This window comes from Citrobacter sp. RHBSTW-00881 (assembly GCF_013728515.1).
GTDB lineage: Bacteria > Pseudomonadota > Gammaproteobacteria > Enterobacterales > Enterobacteriaceae > Citrobacter > Citrobacter braakii.
The window spans coordinates 4,283,529-4,300,470 of record NZ_CP056269.1; the positions used below are offsets into that span (position 1 = coordinate 4,283,529).

Here is a 16,942-nt window from a genome sequence, read left to right on the forward strand (position 1 = left end):
TCGCTGCATGTTGCCGGATGGCGGTGTAAACGCCTTATCCGGCCTACGGTTCCTCAGGCAACTCAAGGAGTCTTGTCGTGTTAATCATTGAAACCCTGCCGCTGCTGCGCCAGCATATTCGTCGTCTGCGTCAGGAAGGCAAACGCGTCGCTCTGGTTCCCACCATGGGCAACCTGCACGACGGCCATATGAAGCTGGTCGATGAGGCAAAAGCGCGGGCTGATGTGGTGATCGTCAGCATTTTCGTCAACCCGATGCAGTTTGACCGACCGGACGATCTGGTGCGCTATCCGCGCACGCTGCAGGAAGATTGTGAAAAGCTGAACAAGCGTAAAGTCGATTATGTTTTTGCGCCAGCCGTTGAGGAAATCTACCCGCAGGGTCTGGAAGGCCAGACGTTCGTTGAAGTTCCCGGTCTCTCCACCATGCTGGAAGGCGCCAGCCGTCCAGGCCACTTCCGTGGCGTTTCCACTATCGTCAGTAAGCTGTTTAACCTGATCCAGCCAGATATCGCCTGCTTTGGCGAGAAAGATTTCCAGCAGCTCGCATTGATCCGCAAAATGGTGGCGGATCTGGGTTATGACATTGAGATCGTTGGCGTGCCGATTATTCGCGCCAAAGACGGTCTGGCGCTTAGCTCACGTAACGGTTATCTGACCGCAGAGCAGCGAAAAATTGCGCCGGGTCTGCACAAAGTGATGAACGGCATCGCTGAAAAGCTGCTTGCCGGCCATCGTGACCAGGAAGAGATTATTGCCATTGCCGAGCAGGAACTGAATGAAAAAGGCTTCCGTGCCGACGATATTCAGATTCGTGATGCCGACACGCTGCTGGAGCTGACGGAAACCAGTAAACGCGCGGTGATTCTGGCCGCCGCCTGGCTGGGTCAGGCACGTCTGATCGATAATCAAAGCGTTACATTAGCCCAGTAGACAGGGGTTAAAAATCAGGCAATACTGCCTGAGAATTTCTCAAAGCAGGCCAGTAGTGCCTGCTTAGCCAAGGTAAACGACAGGGTATAGAAGTTATGATTCGCACCATGCTGCAAGGCAAGCTCCACCGCGTAAAAGTCACGCAGGCGGACCTGCACTACGAAGGCTCCTGCGCCATCGACCAGGATTTCCTCGATGCCTCTGGTATTCTGGAAAACGAAGCTATTGATATCTGGAACGTGACCAACGGTAAACGTTTCTCAACCTACGCGATTGCGGCTGAACGCGGCTCCAGAATCATCTCGGTGAACGGCGCAGCGGCACACTGTGCTGAAGTCGGCGACATTGTGATTATCGCCAGCTTCGTCACCATGTCTGATGAAGAAGCCCGCACCTGGCGTCCGAAAGTGGCCTACTTTGAAGGCGACAACGAAATGAAGCGCACCGCGAAAGCCATTCCGGTACAGGTTGCCTGACAGCCCTTACCCCTGCGGCTGATTACTTATCAGCCGCGACATCGTCTCCAGCGAATCCGTTCTTAAAATATAAAGTCTTTTCAATAAGAACGGATTATCCCCCGGTTTAACCTTCCCTCTCACCGTGGTGACCGCCATGTGGAATCCCGCGTCGCCTGCCGCTTTTACTGCCGTGGAGTTATAGCCGCCAAACGGATACGAAAGATAAAGAACGTGAGGGTTAAACTGAGACAACGCCCGACGCGAACGGGCGAAATCAAACAGAATATTATGATAGCTGCGACTCAGCAGGATTGGCCGGTGATTCGCATCAACCCGATGTAAAAAATGGGTATGCGACTGGAAGTCGAACACGTCCCTGATCTCATTCAGTTCCGCGATGCTCATAAACTGCAGTGATTTCGGATCCCACTTCTGCGGGTGGCGCTTGATACGTGAGGAGATAATAAACGCCGTTGCCTTCATGCCGTGCTGCTTCAGAATCGGGTAAGCATAACGACTCACCGACTTCAGACCATCATCAAAAGTCAGCACCACCGCCCGCGCCGGGAGATTCATATTATTGCGAACATAGCCTTCCAGTTGGTATATCGTCAACGTGGTGTAGCCGCGGTCCTGTAGCCAGGCCATCTGGTTGCTGAAGGCGCGTACGGAGGTTGTCGTAGAGGTGTGGCGAAAACGGGTATTCTCTTCATCGCGCAGAATATGGTGATAGGTTAACACCGGGATACCGTTGTCTTCCTGCGCATCCAGAGCGCTGATATAGGCCAGTCTGCCGCCAATACGGATCTGGTACCAGGTTTGGTTGAGACGGTCTTTAAGCTTGCTGATAACCGGATAACGCAGATTATCCGCCAGCACGCCAAACGGGGCGCTACCAACATCCGGAGCGTTATAAACCGGCGTATCTTTCCAGGTGATCAGGCTTTGGTTGCTGAGGGGTTTATTGAGATCGCCCAGACCATCATCGACTTTCTGCCGCCCCTGCACAGGCTCCAGATGCCCCTTATCAATAAACCCGGTACCAAAACCAAAGGTAAATTCGTAATAGTCTGCCGCAATTGGCTCAACGGCGAGGATCTGCCCGGCGCGAATATTTCCTACCGTCACCATCTTGTTGCCAATCTGCGCCCACACGGCGGCTGCTTCGGTGGTTTGCATGTAGCGAGCAGGCAAAGCCGCAGCTATGCTGCCAGAACACAGGAGCAATAAAACAAGCAGAACGCGCATCACCATATGAGATAACCGAGGCGAGAAACCCCGGCTATTGTAGCAAAAGCGCCATCAATACCAATGATTAATACTCATACAAATCATGCTTCAACACGAAGGGGGGATTTTTCTGTTGTTGATGCCAGAGGCTAGAGACTTCGGGCCCGCCAAGCGCAACAATGCTATCACGAAACGCAGAACTGCTCATCGATTCCCGCGACGAAAGCATTCGCTCAAGCAATGGATAACTGATACCTGAAATCACTTCACACTGGGGATGTTTATGGCTCATTAACGAAGCCACGCGGTAAGGCGCGGCCCCGGCCATATCCGTCAGGAATATCACACCCTCGCCAGAGTCTGTAGCATGCAGGGCATGGCACATCATGCGACTTAGCATATTCGAGCTAAGCCCACGCCAAAAACTCACCGCCTGGCATTGAACCAACGGGCCGTACTTTTTCTCCAGACGATGCAGCATATCCTGTGCCTTATCATCATGACAGGTAATTACCCAACCTAGCATTGCCTACCTCCTTAGCAGGCAAGTAGTTTATCAGGGTGATAAATCCGTAATGGTGATAAGCATCAAAAGTCTTCCTCTCCCGGGCAAGGAGAGGAAGAAAGCATTAGCTGCGCAGGCCGCGTCCGCGCTGAATCAGGTACCAGCACAGCAAATAAAACGCCGCGATAAACACCACCAGCACGCCAAAGGTCGTGACCAGCGGAACATCGTGGATCCCCAGGAAGCCGTAACGGAAACCGCTAATCATGTAGACAATCGGGTTCAGATGGGACAGTCCCTGCCAGAACGGCGGCAGCAACGTTAACGAATAGAAAACGCCGCCCAGATAGGTCAGCGGAGTCAGCACGAAGGTTGGGATCAGGCTGATATCGTCAAAGGTTTTAGCGAAAACCGCGTTCAACAGACCGGCCAACGAAAACAGCACCGCCGTTAACACCAGCGTAAGCGCCACAAAGACCCAGGAATGCACCTGGAACGGCACAAAGAACAGCGAAATCGCTGTTACCAGGATCCCTACGCACAGGCCACGCGCCACGCCGCCGCCAACAAAACCGGCGATGATCACGTGCGTCGGTACCGGAGCGACCAGTAGCTCTTCAATGTTGCGCTGAAACTTGGCGCTGAAGAATGACGATGCCACGTTAGCGTACGAGTTGGTAATTACCGCCATCATAATCAGCCCTGGCACGATAAACTGCATGTAGCTAAAACCATGCATTTCGCCGATTCGCGAGCCGATCAGGTTACCAAAGATAATAAAATAGAGCGTCATAGTAATGACGGGAGGAACCAGAGTCTGGACCCAGATTCGCATAAAGCGGTGGATCTCTTTCGCCCAGATGCTTTTCAGCGCAACCCAATAAAGCTGCATCATGCGCGATCTCCTTGTTTTTCATGCACCAGAGAAACAAACAGTTCTTCCAGTCGGTTCGCTTTGTTTCGCATACTCAATACCTGAATGCCCTGGGCGCTCAGCTGTGAGAACACGCTGTTGACCCCCTGTTCACGCAGTACTTCCACTTCCAGCGTGGAGGTATCCACCAGCCGGTATTGATAGCCCTCCAGTTTTGGCAGCGGGCTTTTCGGCGCCAGATCGAGAATAAAGGTCTCGGATTTCAGCTTAGAGAGCAGGCTCTTCATCGAGGTGTTTTCCACCAGCTCGCCGTGCTGAATAATGCCGATGTTGCGACACAGCATTTCCGCTTCTTCGAGATAGTGGGTGGTCAGAATAATCGTGGTGCCTTTGTCGTTTAAATCCTTTAAAAAACCCCACATTGAACGACGCAGCTCAATGTCGACCCCCGCCGTCGGTTCATCAAGGATGAGTAATTTAGGCTCGTGCATTAGTGCGCGGGCAATCATCAGACGGCGTTTCATCCCGCCGGAGAGCATGCGCGCGCGCTCGTTACGTTTTTCCCATAAATCGAGCTGCTTTAAATATAGTTCGCTGCGTTTGACCGCCTCTTTATACTCAACGCCGTAATAACCCGCCTGGTTGACTACGATCTGCTGCACGGTTTCAAACGGGTTAAAGTTAAACTCCTGCGGTACCAGACCAAGCTGGCGTTTCGCATTAACGGTATCTTTTTCAAGATCGTATCCGAAGACGCTCACCCGCCCAGAGGTTTTATTCACCAGCGAGCTGATTATCCCGATGGTGGTGGACTTGCCTGCGCCATTCGGTCCCAAAAGCGCATAAAAATCCCCCGCTTCGACTTGCAAATCTATTCCGCGTAACGCCTGAACGCCACCGGGATAGGTTTTTTTAAGTTGTTGAAGTTCCAGAGCAATGGTCATGGTTTTTTACTTACCTTACATTCTAATGCTTGATATTTGGTTTTAATAAATCAGGAGTTACCCTATATTAGCGCAACGCAATTCAATTGGTTACAGCCTCCATGAAAGACATAGATACACTCATCAGCAACAACGCGCTATGGTCAAAGATGCTGGTAGAAGAGGATCCCGGATTTTTTGAAACGCTGACTCACGCACAAAATCCGCGCTTTTTATGGATTGGATGTTCCGACAGTCGCGTTCCCGCAGAACGTTTAACCGGTCTTGAGCCGGGTGAATTATTTGTTCACCGTAATGTTGCCAATCTGGTTATTCACACCGACCTGAACTGTCTCTCAGTGGTTCAGTATGCGGTGGATGTGCTGGAAGTGGAACATATTATTATTTGCGGCCACTATGGATGTGGTGGCGTACAGGCGGCTATTGAAAATAAAGAACAGGGGCTGATTGATAACTGGTTACTGCATATTCGCGATATCTGGTTTAAACACAGTTCACTGCTGGGCGAAATGCCGCAGGAACGTCGCATTGACACCCTGTGCGAACTGAATGTAATGGAGCAGGTCTACAACTTGGGCCACTCAACCATCATGCGTTCAGCCTGGAAGCGCGGTCAGAAAGTTACCATTCACGGCTGGGCTTACGGTATTCATGATGGCCTGCTGCGCGATCTGGACGTCACCGCCACCAGTCGCGAGACGCTGGAGCAGCGCTATCGCCAGGGGCTGTCTAACCTCAGCCAGAAACATACCAATCACAAGCAGATACCAACAAGCGGCAGCGACGCTTAAGTCGCTTTTCGGCCTGCGGGGAAGTATCGTGCAGGCCGAATAAGCAAAGCGCCATCAGGCGCTCCCGACATTACTCGTCCAGCAGCACCACTTTGCCAACGTACGGCAGATGGCGATAACGCTGGGCATAGTCAATGCCATAGCCGACAACAAACTCATCTGGGATAGAGAATCCGATAAACTCAACCGGAACATCCACTTCACGACGGGTAGGTTTGTCCAGCAGCGTACAAATAGCCAGGGATTTCGGCTCGCGCAGGCTCAGAATCTCACGCACTTTGGACAACGTGTTACCGGAGTCGATGATGTCTTCGACAATCAGCACGTCCTTGCCACGAATGTCTTCATCCAGGTCTTTCAGGATTTTAACATCGCGCGTGGTGGACATTCCGCTGCCATAGCTGGAAGCAGTCATGAAATCGACTTCGTGGGAGACATGCACTTCACGGCACAGGTCGGCCATAAACATAAATGAGCCGCGTAACAGACCAACCAGCACCATATCGCTGCCGCTGTCCTTGTAACGTTCGTTAATCTGACGTCCCAGTTCAGCAATACGCGCTTTGATCTCCGCTTCCGGGATCATGACTTCAACAGTATGTTTCATATCTCTAACCATATGATTTAAAAACAAATCACTCAATGCTAACTTTTAATAAGCCAGCATCTAAGCGCAAGGCACGCAGTATACCAGCAAAAGCATTCATACGCGGCATCTGTTGATAAAGTTCATAATGTGACGTTTATCACGCGTTTTAGCTCCTATAATTAACTGCTATTAAAGAAATAACACCTGTGATGGTATTTTTTATGGCAAATAACAACGTACGTTCTCAACGGCTTATCGTGACCCTGAGCGCCCTGTTTGCGGCACTTTGTGGACTATATCTCCTGATTGGTGGAGGCTGGCTGGTCGCCATCGGTGGCTCCTGGTATTACCCGATCGCGGGCCTTGCCATGCTCGGTGTGGCTCTCCTGCTGTGGCGCAGTAACCGATCCGCCCTTTGGCTGTATGCCGCCCTGCTTTTCGCCACCATGATTTGGGGCGTCTGGGAAGTCGGCTTTGATTTCTGGGCGCTGACGCCGCGTAGCGACATCCTGGTCTTCTTTGGTATCTGGCTTATCCTGCCTTTCGTCTGGCATCGCCTGATTATCCCTTCCAGTGGCGCAGTAGCGGCGCTGGTGGTGGCCCTGCTGATTAGCGGCGGTATCCTGACCTGGGCTGGCTTCAACGATCCACAAGAGGTTCACGGCACGCTGAGTGCAGATACCTCTCAGGCCGATGCAATCTCAGCGGTTGCCGACGAGGATTGGCCGGCTTACGGTCGCAATCAGGAAGGTCAGCGCTACTCACCGTTAAAACAAATTAACGCTGACAACGTTCATCAGTTGAAAGAAGCCTGGGTATTTCGTACCGGGGATTTAAAACAACCCAACGATCCCGGCGAAATCACCAATGAAGTCACGCCAATAAAAGTGGGGGATACTCTTTATCTGTGTACCGCCCACCAGCGGCTGTTCGCCCTGGATGCGGCCAGCGGTAAAGAGAAGTGGCATTTCGATCCCCAACTCAATACCAATACCAGCTTCCAGCACGTAACCTGTCGCGGCGTTTCTTATCATGAAGCCAAACCGGATACGGCTTCTGCAGAGGTGATGGCCGACTGTCCGCGCCGCATCCTTTTGCCGGTCAATGATGGTCGACTGTTTGCCTTGAATGCCGAGACCGGCAAGCTGTGCGAAACCTTCGCCAATAAAGGTATTTTGAATCTGCAGACCAATATGCCGGATACCTCACCGGGCCTGTACGAACCGACGTCTCCCCCGATAATCACCGATAAAACTATCGTTATTGCCGGGTCGGTAACCGATAACTACTCAACCCGCGAAACATCCGGGGTGATACGTGGTTTTGACGTCAATAACGGCAAGCTTCTGTGGGCATTTGATCCCGGTGCCAAGGATCCTAATTTCATCCCATCAGATGAACATACCTTCACCTTTAACTCACCCAACTCCTGGGCGCCCGCGGCCTACGACGCGAAGCTGGATCTGGTGTATCTGCCCATGGGCGTTACCACGCCGGATATCTGGGGCGGTAACCGCACACCGGAACAGGAACGTTACGCCAGCGCCATTCTGGCGTTAAATGCCACGACCGGGAAATTGGCCTGGAGCTATCAGACCGTTCACCACGATCTGTGGGATATGGACTTACCGGCGCAGCCAACCCTGGCGGATATCAACGTCAATGGAGAGAAAATTCCGGTCATTTATGCCCCGGCAAAAACCGGTAATATCTTTGTGCTCGACCGCCGTAATGGTGAACTGGTGGTGCCTGCCCCGGAAAAACCGGTGCCGCAAGGTGCAGCCAAAGGTGATTATGTCAGCAAAACCCAGCCGTTCTCCGATCTCAGTTTCCGTCCGCAAAAAGATCTCAGTGGTGCGGATATGTGGGGCGCAACCATGTTTGACCAGTTGGTGTGCCGCGTAATGTTCCACCAGCTGCGCTATGAAGGCATTTTTACCCCGCCTTCAGAGCAAGGCACTCTGGTGTTCCCGGGTAACCTCGGCATGTTCGAATGGGGCGGTATTTCCGTTGATCCCAACCGTCAGGTAGCCATTGCCAACCCGATGGCGCTGCCGTTCGTTTCTAAGCTGATCCCACGCGGTCCCGGCAATCCGATGGAGCCGCCGAAAGATGCCAAAGGTACTGGCACAGAGTCCGGTATTCAGCCGCAGTACGGCGTACCGTTCGGCGTAACGCTCAATCCGTTCCTTTCACCATTTGGTCTGCCGTGTAAACAGCCAGCATGGGGCTACATTTCCGCCGTAGATCTGAAAACTAATCAAGTGGTGTGGAAAAAACGCATTGGCACGCCACAGGACAGCATGCCATTCCCAATGCCGGTTCCGGTGCCGTTCAATATGGGGATGCCGATGCTGGGTGGACCTATCTCCACCGCGGGTAACGTGCTGTTTATAGCCGCGACTGCCGATAACTATCTGCGCGCATACAACATGAGCAACGGTGAAAAACTGTGGCAGGGTCGGCTTCCGGCAGGCGGCCAGGCAACGCCGATGACGTATGAAGTTAACGGTAAGCAATATGTGGTGATATCCGCCGGGGGCCACGGCTCATTTGGCACCAAGATGGGCGATTATATTGTGGCATATGCGTTGCCGGACGACGCGAAGTAAAATGGACAACGCCCGCTAATCAGCGGGCGTTTTTTTATTCAAACTTCAGTGACAGTAACGACGCTTTTGCGGCTTCCTGATACTGAGCCACCAGATCTTTGGTCATATTGAAGGAGACCTGCACCGCTTTCTCGTTTTGCGAGGTAATCAGCAGCATATTGAGAATTTCAGTATCCGGCGCTTGAGAACGGAAAGTAATCAGCCACGCTTTATGTCCATCAACCGTGACAGGTTCCGCCTGCGGCTTGAAATTGGTCAGCATCTTCAGCGTCGCATCCTTTGCCATATCCAACTGAGCGGCAGGCAACGCGTTGCGCCCGGCGGTAATACCTAGAGACGCTTTACCGCGTTCGTCACCGTAAATCACCTGAGGACGGTTTTCAGAAGGATATTTGATTTTTGCCATTTCGTCCGGCATTGGCGTGAGCGTCTGCGGAATTTCGAGACTTAAATTCAGTTTTGAAATCTGTTGGCGTTCCATCTTCATCGCAGCCTGTGCCGAAACCGCCAGAAGCATAATAAAAGATGCCGTCAGTACTTTACGCAAAAGGGTCATGAATACCTCGTGATGAGTGATTAACCTCATCAGTATATGAATGCCTTTACTCGACGATAGAGTAATAATCCGTTTTTGAAATAAACATTTAGCGGATAGCGCCACCGCTATCCGCCGCTGTTTATACGGTAAAACCGAGCATCATCCCGGTGTCTTCATGCTCTAACAAATGGCAGTGCGCCATATAGGCATGTTCCTTTGGCGCGTCGTGGTCAAATTTCACCAGCACCTCGCTCACGCCGCCCTCTACCCGCACCGTATCTTTCCATCCCGCGCGGTGCGCAGCAGGCGCTTTGCCATTTTCAGACAGAATACGGAACTGCGTGCCGTGAATGTGGAACGGATGCAGCATCATGTCGCCCTGACCGGAAATCACCCAGCGTTCGTGTTGACCTTTCGCCGCGGCAAACATCGGTTTATTCATATCAAACGCCTGACCATTAATCCGGTTGGCATTATGGAAATCGAATGTTCCATGCTTCATGTTGCCCATGTCACCATGCTGCATATTCCCCATCTCACCGTGGTTCATATTGCCATGCTTCATGTTCCCGTGGCCCATATTGTCATTATTCATATGGCCCATCATCTTGCCATGATCCATACCCGCCATAGCCTGAGCGCCGTACTTCTTCATCAACATTTGCATGCCCATCATGTCGAGCATTGGGTCCATCGATAATTGCAGTTTGCGCACCGTCAGCCCCTCAAGCGATGGCAGCGCCGGCATGGATGTCAGCGTATCCGGCAACGTGCCGGAAGCGGTAATCAGCAGCGGCTGAACGCGCATCACCGGATGCGGCTTATCAAATGGCGCAATCGCCATGCCCATCTGACCCACAGGCAGAGTGACCAGATCAAACGCTTTACCGTCGCTCACATCCACCAGCACTTCAAAGCGTTCGCCCATCAGCATAGGAAGTTCGGTTACTTTTACTGGCTCCGCCAACAGTCCGCCGTCGCTGGCAATAACGTACAAAGGACGATTGTCGCTGGCCGCGATATTCAGTGAGCGTGCGTTACAACCATTTAGCAGACGCAGACGCAGCCAACCGCGCGGTGCAGCATGCTGAGGATAAATCGCCCCATTGGTTAGCAGCGTATCGCCAAACCAGCCGACGGCAGCGGTCATGATGTCCAGTTGATAGTTAACCTGACCATCAGCAGAGAACTGTTTATCCTGAATAATCACCGGCACATCATCAATGCCCCACTGCTTAGGCAGCAGCAGCTTGCGAATCTCTTCATCTTCAATCAGCACCAGTCCGGCCAGGCCCATCGCCACCTGATGACCGGTCTTCCCATGCTGATGCGGGTGGAACCAGCAGGTTGCCGCGCGCTGATCCGGTGTGAAGGTCACAGAACGTTTCCCACCCGCCGGAATAATACCTTGCGGGCCACCGTCGACTTCACCGGGGATTTCCAGCCCGTGCCAGTGCAACGTCGTCTCTTCGGCAAGCTGGTTATGGATATCCACCGTCACCGATTGCCCTTTACTCAGCTTGACCGCCGGCCCGAGCAAACTGCCGTTATATCCCCAGGTCGTGGCTGTTTTACCGGCAAAACTCGACTGTCCGGCTTGCACGATCAGCTGCATACGGTTAGAGGCATCTGCGGTTAACAGGTCTGGAATGGGTAATGCGGGACGGTCTGCAGCAAATACGCTCCGGCTCCACAGAGGTAACGCTGACGCGACGCCCAGCGCCACGGAGTACTTTAAAAAGTCACGACGTTGCATAATCACTTCCTTATATTCAGCAGCTTAAGCAGGCTATCTTTTAAGCATAACCCTTCCCCTTACGGGAAGGTCAAGTAAACGGCTAATAATAAAGGTCGTCGCTTCGCTCGCAGTGTGCTAACGTTTAAATTCCGTGATGCAGTGGTAGAAGCAATGAAGACGTTTTTCAGAACCGTTTTGTTCGGCAGCCTGATGGCCGTATGCGCAAACAGCTACGCGCTTAGTGAGTCCGAAGCCGAAGATATGGCCGATTTAACGGCAGTTTTTGTTTTTCTGAAAAATGACTGTGGATACCAGAATTTGCCAAATGGGCAGATTCGTCGCGCACTGGTCTTTTTTGCCCAGCAAAACCAGTGGGACCTGAGTAATTACGACACCTTCAATATGAAAGCGTTGGGTGAAGACAGCTACCGCGACCTCAGCGGTATAGGCATCCCAACGGCCAAGAAATGTAAAGCGCTGGCACGTGACTCCCTGAGCCTGTTGGCTTACGTTAAATAGCCGCGCTGCGGAACCAGCAAGCTTCGCTTACTCTTTTACCGGCAACGTCAGCAACACTGATTTTGCCTGGTTTTCCCCTTTAGTGACTCTCAATATCGCCAACCCCAGTTGCCGCCCAACCTCTTCGTGATCGACGGTAAATAGACAACTCGACGACACCACTCGCACAGAAAAATCACTGCTTGCCGTGGCGCACAGCATGTTTTTTTCATTGAGTCCGCACTCGGGTAACGAGGCCAGATAGTGACTCGCCCCCATCAGTAAAAAGTCGTTGATGAAAATAATGAAATCAGGCCGCTCTGGCTGCTGTAGAAATTGCCGCGCGGCCTCTTCACCGGAAGATTCAGCTACGCTGCCAAAGAAAACCAACCCGTCATGGTAATGAATCCCTTGCACCGCCAACGCCTGCAAACAGCCGGTCAAGAACTGACGGCCATGCATACTGTCCGGGCCAAGCGTCGCAATGGCAATACGTTGCGCTCCGAGACGCAGTGCCGCACGCACGCATTGTTTCCCCATCTCCTCATGATGAAAATCGACCCAATTGAAGTTCCCGCCCAGCGAGCGGCTTTGCCCCATCGTCACAAAGGGAAACTTTAGTTCATCAAGCAGAAGGATCCGTTCATCATCAATACGAGTGTCTGTCAGGATAATCGCGTCAGCACGGTTCTGCTCAACAATTTTATGCAGCAGTTGTAGCTCACTTTCGCGATCGGTAGAAATATGGATGACCGGATCGATGGCACTCTCTTTTAAACTAGCCTGTAGCCCCCTGGCGATAGCCATAAAGAACGAGGCGGTATGGATATTGCCATCATCCGCTGCAGGCAGCAGCAGAGCCACGACCCCTGTTTTACCACTACGCAAATAGCGGGCTGATGCATTTGGCCGGTAACCCAGTTTATCCGCCGCTTCCAGTACCTTTTTACGGGTGTGGTTACTGATATCACTTTTATTATTTAGCGCTTTCGAAACCGTCGCTGTCGAAAGATTAAGATACGCCGCCAGCTCTTTTATATTCATATTTATTATGGACTAAACAGCTCTGAACAAGGATATTCCTGCCAATTTAACTGATTAGTTTTTACGTGACAATAAAAAACATTTCGACACGACTTTATTGTGTAGCAACGATCACAATTATGCAGTTACAACCATTGAAATCATTATTTTTCAGATCTAGCATAAAACAATACGAAATCGATTAAGTATTAAAACAAAAAGCCCTGAAAATAATCATACAAACAAAGGTACTTATATCATGACATTAGATAGTACGCTTCCAACTGCGGCCAAAAAACATAAAACGCGCCCCCAAGTCATCTGGATTTGCCTGTTGGCTGCGCTCGCAGGGCTGTTATTTGGCCTGGATATCGGCGTCATTTCCGGCGCACTCCCGCTGATCGCTAAAGAGTATCAACTGCTGGATAGCCAGCAGGAGTGGGTGGTCAGTTCAATGATGGTCGGCGCCGCCGTCGCAACTCTGTGTAGCGGTTTTCTGGCCTATCGCCTGGGCCGTAAATACGCTTTATTAATCGCCGCGGCCTCCTTTTGCTTAGGAGCGATTATTTGTACCTGCGCAGTTGGCCCAGGGATGCTCATCGTCGGACGGCTGATCCTCGGCGTCGGTCTGGGTGTCGCATCTTATGCGACACCACTCTATCTTTCTGAAATAACGCCAAAAAACATTCGCGGTGCAATGATATCAGCCTATCAATTGATGATTGCGCTAGGCATCTTGCTGGTTTTTCTGACCAATACCGCCTTTAGCTACAGCGGCAACTGGCGCGGTATGCTGCTGGTTGTCGCCATCCCTTCACTGGTCTTTCTGTTCGGGGCGCTATTCCTGCCGCGCAGCCCGCGCTGGCTCATGATGCATGGCCGTGAAGAGGAGGCTCGGATAGTGTTAATCCGCCTGCGTAATAGCCGTGAAGAGGTGGAGAATGAGCTTAGCGAAATTAAAGAACAGCTCAACGTTAAGCAACAAGGCTGGAATTTATTCAAAGAAAACAGGAATTTTCGTCGCAGTGTTAGCCTGGGAATTATTTTGCAAATCATGCAGCAGTTCTCTGGCGTAAATGTGATGATGTATTACGCGCCGCGTATATTCCATGAAATTGGCTTCACTTCAACAGCCGAGCAGATGTGGGGCACGGTTATTGTGGGCTTCGTGATGACGCTCGCCACCTTTATTGCCGTCGGCTTCGTCGATCGCTGGGGACGAAAACCAATGCTGTACGCTGGTTTTATCACGATGGGTTTCGCTATGAGCATCGTAGGGACGTTGCTGGGTGGTGATGCGTTATCAGCGCTGGAGAAAGGTATCACGGTTACCATGCTGTTACTGTTTATCGTCGGCTTCTCCATGTCTGCCGGGCCGCTTATCTGGTTATTGTGCTCTGAGATTCAACCGCTGAAAGGCCGAGAATTTGGTATCACCTGCTCCACTTTTACCTGTCACATCGCCGGGATGATTGTCAGTGCAACCTTCCTATCATTGCTAAATAGTTTAGGTAGCGCCCATACATTTTATTTATATGCGCTACTGAATATTGTCGCCCTCGTGATCATCTATCTTTTTGTGCCTGAAACAAAAAATATTTCACTGGAGCGCATTGAGCAAAACCTGATGGCAGGAAAAAAACTGCGAAATATCGGACAATAATACAAGGGTGCGACAAGATGAGCTTTATAGACTTTAAAGAAGATAACTTTCATATTTCCTTCGAGTTAAATGAAGAACAACAAATTTATATCAGCCAGTTTTTACTTGTCGGAAAGAGTGATGTACAGGGTGCATTCCCTCTTATTCAGGTGCATGTCAGTGGCCATAATCAAAACGATCACCACGCCCGTAAGCATACCGGTAGCGAACCAGGCTCCTCTCTGCGCTATCACGCCCATCGGGAAAGCGAAAATGCGCAGGGGAAAAAACTGGAGATAGATCTACATAGCCCAGCGGTTCACGCCCGCTGGCATCTACAGCATTTTCGTGGGCTACAGGCGGGCCGCGTCTGGTGTGATATCCGTAACGCCAGCGCCGATACTATCGGCCTGGAGTATGTCAGTTCGCTGACGTTGTTCGCCATCGACAGCCTGCCCTGGCAAAAAAATAGCGTCCTGCATCTACCGCATAATAACTGGTACGGCGAAGCACAGTGGAAAAGCGCCACACCACCAGAGCTTGGGCTGGATAAGGTGAATGTCTTCTCCCTTAATCGTATCGCTATCGAAAACACAGGAACCTGGTCCAGTATCGGCTATCTTCCTATGGCGGCATTTGAAGACACGGCGGCAGGAACAACGCTACTCTGGCAAATTGAGCATAACGGTTCATGGCAATGGGAGATCGGTGATTTCCGTAATCGTCTCTATTTGCAGGCTAGCGGGCCAACGGAAAACGAAAATCACTGGTGGAAACAACTACTACCCGGTGAAACCTTTACCTCCGTGCCTGTTGCCGTAAGCCAGGTACACGGCGGGCTGCAAGAGGCGCTACAAGAGATAACGCGCTATCGTCGACGAATAATGCGCCCTTCACAGGATAATGTGCAGCTACCAGTGATCTTCAATGATTATATGAACTGCCTCTCAGGTGACCCTACGACTGAAAAGTTGCTGCCGTTGATTGATGCAGCCGCAAAGGCTGGCTGCGAATATTTCTGTATTGATTGCGGTTGGTACTCGGACGGTGAATGGTGGGATGGCGTCGGTGAATGGCTGCCTTCATCCGCGCGTTTCCCTGGCGGGATCCACGAACCGCTTGAGTATATTGCCGCCAAAGGGATGAAATCAGGTCTGTGGTTAGAGCTTGAGGTCATGGGCATAGCTTGTCCGCTGGCGCAAAAGCTGCCCGATGAGTGTTTTTTCCAGCGTCATGGCAAACGGGTTATCGACCACCAGCGCTATCAGCTCGATTTCCGCCACCCATTGGTACAAGAACATGCCGAACGGATCATCACGCGCCTGGTCGAGGATTACGGTGTTAGCTATATCAAAATGGATTACAACATCAATGCAGGCAGCGGTACTGACTACCAGGCCGACAGCAGCGGCGACGGCCTGTTGCAGCATAACCGTGCCTATCTAACCTGGCTGCAGAAAACAATGCAACGCTACCCACAACTGGTGATCGAGAACTGCGGCAGCGGTGGTTTACGGATGGATTACGCGATGCTGCAACAGCACAGTATTCAATCCGTTACCGATCAAACCGACTATCGGCTCATGGCGGCTATCGCTGCCGCCGCAGCGTCAGCGGTCACTCCTGAGCAAGCTGCTATCTGGTCTTATCCACTGCGCGAGGGGGATCGGGAAGAAGTGGTGATGAATATGGTTAACAGCATGCTGCTGCGGGTGCATCAGAGTGGTCATCTGGCGGAGTTGAGTGAAGAACGTTTTGCGCTGGTTCAGGAAGGGATTGCGCTGTATAAAACGTTTCGCGAGAAAATTCCGCATCTACAGCCTTTCTGGCCGTTGGGTATGCCCACATTATCCTCACCGTGGTTGGCCTTTGGCCTGCGTAACGAGCATGAGGCGTGGCTCGCGGTATGGCGTATGGACAGCGAACAAGGAGCGATGACCGTCCCTCTCGCGCAACTCGCCACTATCACCTGCGTGTATCCCCAGGCCGAACAGTCGCGCTGCCAGCCTATACTCCAGTCGTCAGGTGCCTGCGTTTTTCTGAACCAAAAGATGACCGCAAGGTTATTTCACCTTACTTTTACCAGTGAATACACCCGATAACGGGCCTGCGAAAAAGTGCTCGGCTATCGGGTGCGCACAGCGCTCACCCGATAGTAATGCGGAGCCGAGTGGCTCCGCGTTGATTAGCGTTGTTGTACAAACTCGCGGTACGCCGCCACGACCTGAAGAAAGTCCTCTACGCCGCAAAGTGAAAAGCTCTCTTCGTCGTAGTAGCTCATCCCCTCTTCCATTTCATCTCCGGAGAATTCCAGCTGATTGGCGCGCACCATCACCTCTTCACCATCCAGCCAGAGCGTGTATTCATGCCCTGCTCGCTGCCAGGAGCGCTCACTGCCCTTCACCGCATGCGCCGCCTGTTCCACTTCATCAAGTAAGGCCAGGTTCTCTTTCACTTCTTCGTTAAACCAGTGCCCCACCACCTCGTGGCCCATGGACATACGCACTTTTACCACTCCGGTAATATCGCGCAGAAATTCGTAATCCATAATGTCTTCCTCTGCTCCCG

The 16,942-nt window shown here is 51.8% G+C and carries 16 protein-coding genes; 7 read left to right on the top strand and 9 right to left on the bottom strand.

Translation table 11 applies throughout. From position 1 onward, the window contains the following. The first annotated feature begins 77 nt into the window (after nucleotides 1-77). The gene (gene panC, locus HV311_RS20735; RefSeq protein WP_016151737.1) at nucleotides 78-932 is read left to right on the top strand and encodes a pantoate--beta-alanine ligase; all 855 of its coding nucleotides are present in this window, start codon (nucleotides 78-80) and stop codon (nucleotides 930-932) included. A gap of 95 nt (nucleotides 933-1,027) precedes the next feature. Continuing rightward, on the top strand, nucleotides 1,028-1,408 hold the full coding sequence (panD, locus tag HV311_RS20740) for an aspartate 1-decarboxylase (RefSeq protein ID WP_000621526.1): 381 nt from the start codon (nucleotides 1,028-1,030) through the stop codon (nucleotides 1,406-1,408). A gap of 6 nt (nucleotides 1,409-1,414) precedes the next feature. Here the strand turns inward: panD and HV311_RS20745 are convergent, their stop codons facing one another. The 4 genes from HV311_RS20745 to HV311_RS20760 all read right to left on the bottom strand — a co-directional run bounded on the left by HV311_RS20745 (nucleotide 1,415) and on the right by HV311_RS20760 (nucleotide 4,943). Beyond that, nucleotides 1,415-2,644, bottom strand: a complete 1,230-nt coding sequence (locus HV311_RS20745; protein WP_191220422.1) for a polysaccharide deacetylase family protein — start codon at nucleotides 2,642-2,644, stop codon at nucleotides 1,415-1,417. A gap of 61 nt (nucleotides 2,645-2,705) precedes the next feature. Continuing rightward, a complete protein-coding gene (locus HV311_RS20750) occupies nucleotides 2,706-3,146 on the bottom strand; it encodes a PTS sugar transporter subunit IIA (RefSeq protein WP_016151735.1) in 441 nt (146 codons plus the stop codon). Between the two features lie 103 nt (nucleotides 3,147-3,249). Further along, entirely contained in the window at nucleotides 3,250-4,020 is a 771-nt protein-coding gene (locus HV311_RS20755) for an ABC transporter permease (RefSeq protein WP_003829467.1), read from the bottom strand. Continuing rightward, a complete protein-coding gene (locus HV311_RS20760) occupies nucleotides 4,017-4,943 on the bottom strand; it encodes an ABC transporter ATP-binding protein (protein WP_046275357.1) in 927 nt (308 codons plus the stop codon). The genes HV311_RS20755 and HV311_RS20760 overlap by 4 nt, the downstream gene beginning before the upstream one ends. Before the next feature lie 101 nt (nucleotides 4,944-5,044). Between HV311_RS20760 and can the strand changes: the two genes are divergently transcribed. Beyond that, nucleotides 5,045-5,734 (top strand): carbonate dehydratase, encoded by a 690-nt coding sequence (gene can, locus HV311_RS20765; RefSeq protein WP_016151733.1) that lies wholly within the window; start codon nucleotides 5,045-5,047, stop codon nucleotides 5,732-5,734. 70 nt (nucleotides 5,735-5,804) lie between these two features. Here the strand turns inward: can and hpt are convergent, their stop codons facing one another. Continuing rightward, on the bottom strand, nucleotides 5,805-6,341 hold the full coding sequence (hpt, locus tag HV311_RS20770) for a hypoxanthine phosphoribosyltransferase (RefSeq protein ID WP_016151732.1): 537 nt from the start codon (nucleotides 6,339-6,341) through the stop codon (nucleotides 5,805-5,807). Between the two features lie 203 nt (nucleotides 6,342-6,544). Here hpt and HV311_RS20775 point away from each other — a divergent pair, with 203 nt between their 5' ends. Continuing rightward, entirely contained in the window at nucleotides 6,545-8,935 is a 2,391-nt protein-coding gene (locus HV311_RS20775) for a glucose/quinate/shikimate family membrane-bound PQQ-dependent dehydrogenase (protein WP_191220423.1), read from the top strand. 34 nt (nucleotides 8,936-8,969) lie between these two features. Here HV311_RS20775 and HV311_RS20780 read toward each other — a convergent pair whose 3' ends face one another. Beyond that, on the bottom strand, nucleotides 8,970-9,491 hold the full coding sequence (locus HV311_RS20780) for a hypothetical protein (RefSeq protein WP_016155709.1): 522 nt from the start codon (nucleotides 9,489-9,491) through the stop codon (nucleotides 8,970-8,972). Between the two features lie 121 nt (nucleotides 9,492-9,612). Then, a complete protein-coding gene (gene cueO / locus HV311_RS20785; RefSeq protein ID WP_046275358.1) occupies nucleotides 9,613-11,229 on the bottom strand; it encodes a multicopper oxidase CueO in 1,617 nt (538 codons plus the stop codon). A 153-nt stretch (nucleotides 11,230-11,382) separates the two neighbouring features. On the opposite strand from cueO, the gene HV311_RS20790 reads away from it, so the two are divergent. Then, nucleotides 11,383-11,730, top strand: a complete 348-nt coding sequence (locus HV311_RS20790) for a YacC family pilotin-like protein (RefSeq protein ID WP_003018667.1) — start codon at nucleotides 11,383-11,385, stop codon at nucleotides 11,728-11,730. Nucleotides 11,731-11,757: 27 nt separating this feature from the next. On the opposite strand, the gene HV311_RS20795 is transcribed toward HV311_RS20790, so the two are convergent. Continuing rightward, entirely contained in the window at nucleotides 11,758-12,753 is a 996-nt protein-coding gene (locus tag HV311_RS20795; protein ID WP_103766822.1) for a LacI family DNA-binding transcriptional regulator, read from the bottom strand. A 238-nt stretch (nucleotides 12,754-12,991) separates the two neighbouring features. Here HV311_RS20795 and HV311_RS20800 point away from each other — a divergent pair, with 238 nt between their 5' ends. Both HV311_RS20800 and HV311_RS20805 read left to right on the top strand, forming a co-directional pair. Continuing rightward, entirely contained in the window at nucleotides 12,992-14,395 is a 1,404-nt protein-coding gene (locus tag HV311_RS20800; RefSeq protein WP_075847970.1) for a sugar porter family MFS transporter, read from the top strand. A 17-nt stretch (nucleotides 14,396-14,412) separates the two neighbouring features. Next, nucleotides 14,413-16,476, top strand: a complete 2,064-nt coding sequence (locus tag HV311_RS20805; RefSeq protein ID WP_213351341.1) for a glycoside hydrolase family 36 protein — start codon at nucleotides 14,413-14,415, stop codon at nucleotides 16,474-16,476. 83 nt (nucleotides 16,477-16,559) lie between these two features. Here the strand turns inward: HV311_RS20805 and yacL are convergent, their stop codons facing one another. After that, nucleotides 16,560-16,922 carry a protein YacL gene (gene yacL, locus HV311_RS20810; RefSeq protein ID WP_075847966.1) on the bottom strand — a complete coding sequence of 121 codons (363 nt, stop codon included), beginning with the start codon at nucleotides 16,920-16,922 and terminating at the stop codon, nucleotides 16,560-16,562. Between the last annotated feature and the right edge of the window lie 20 nt (nucleotides 16,923-16,942).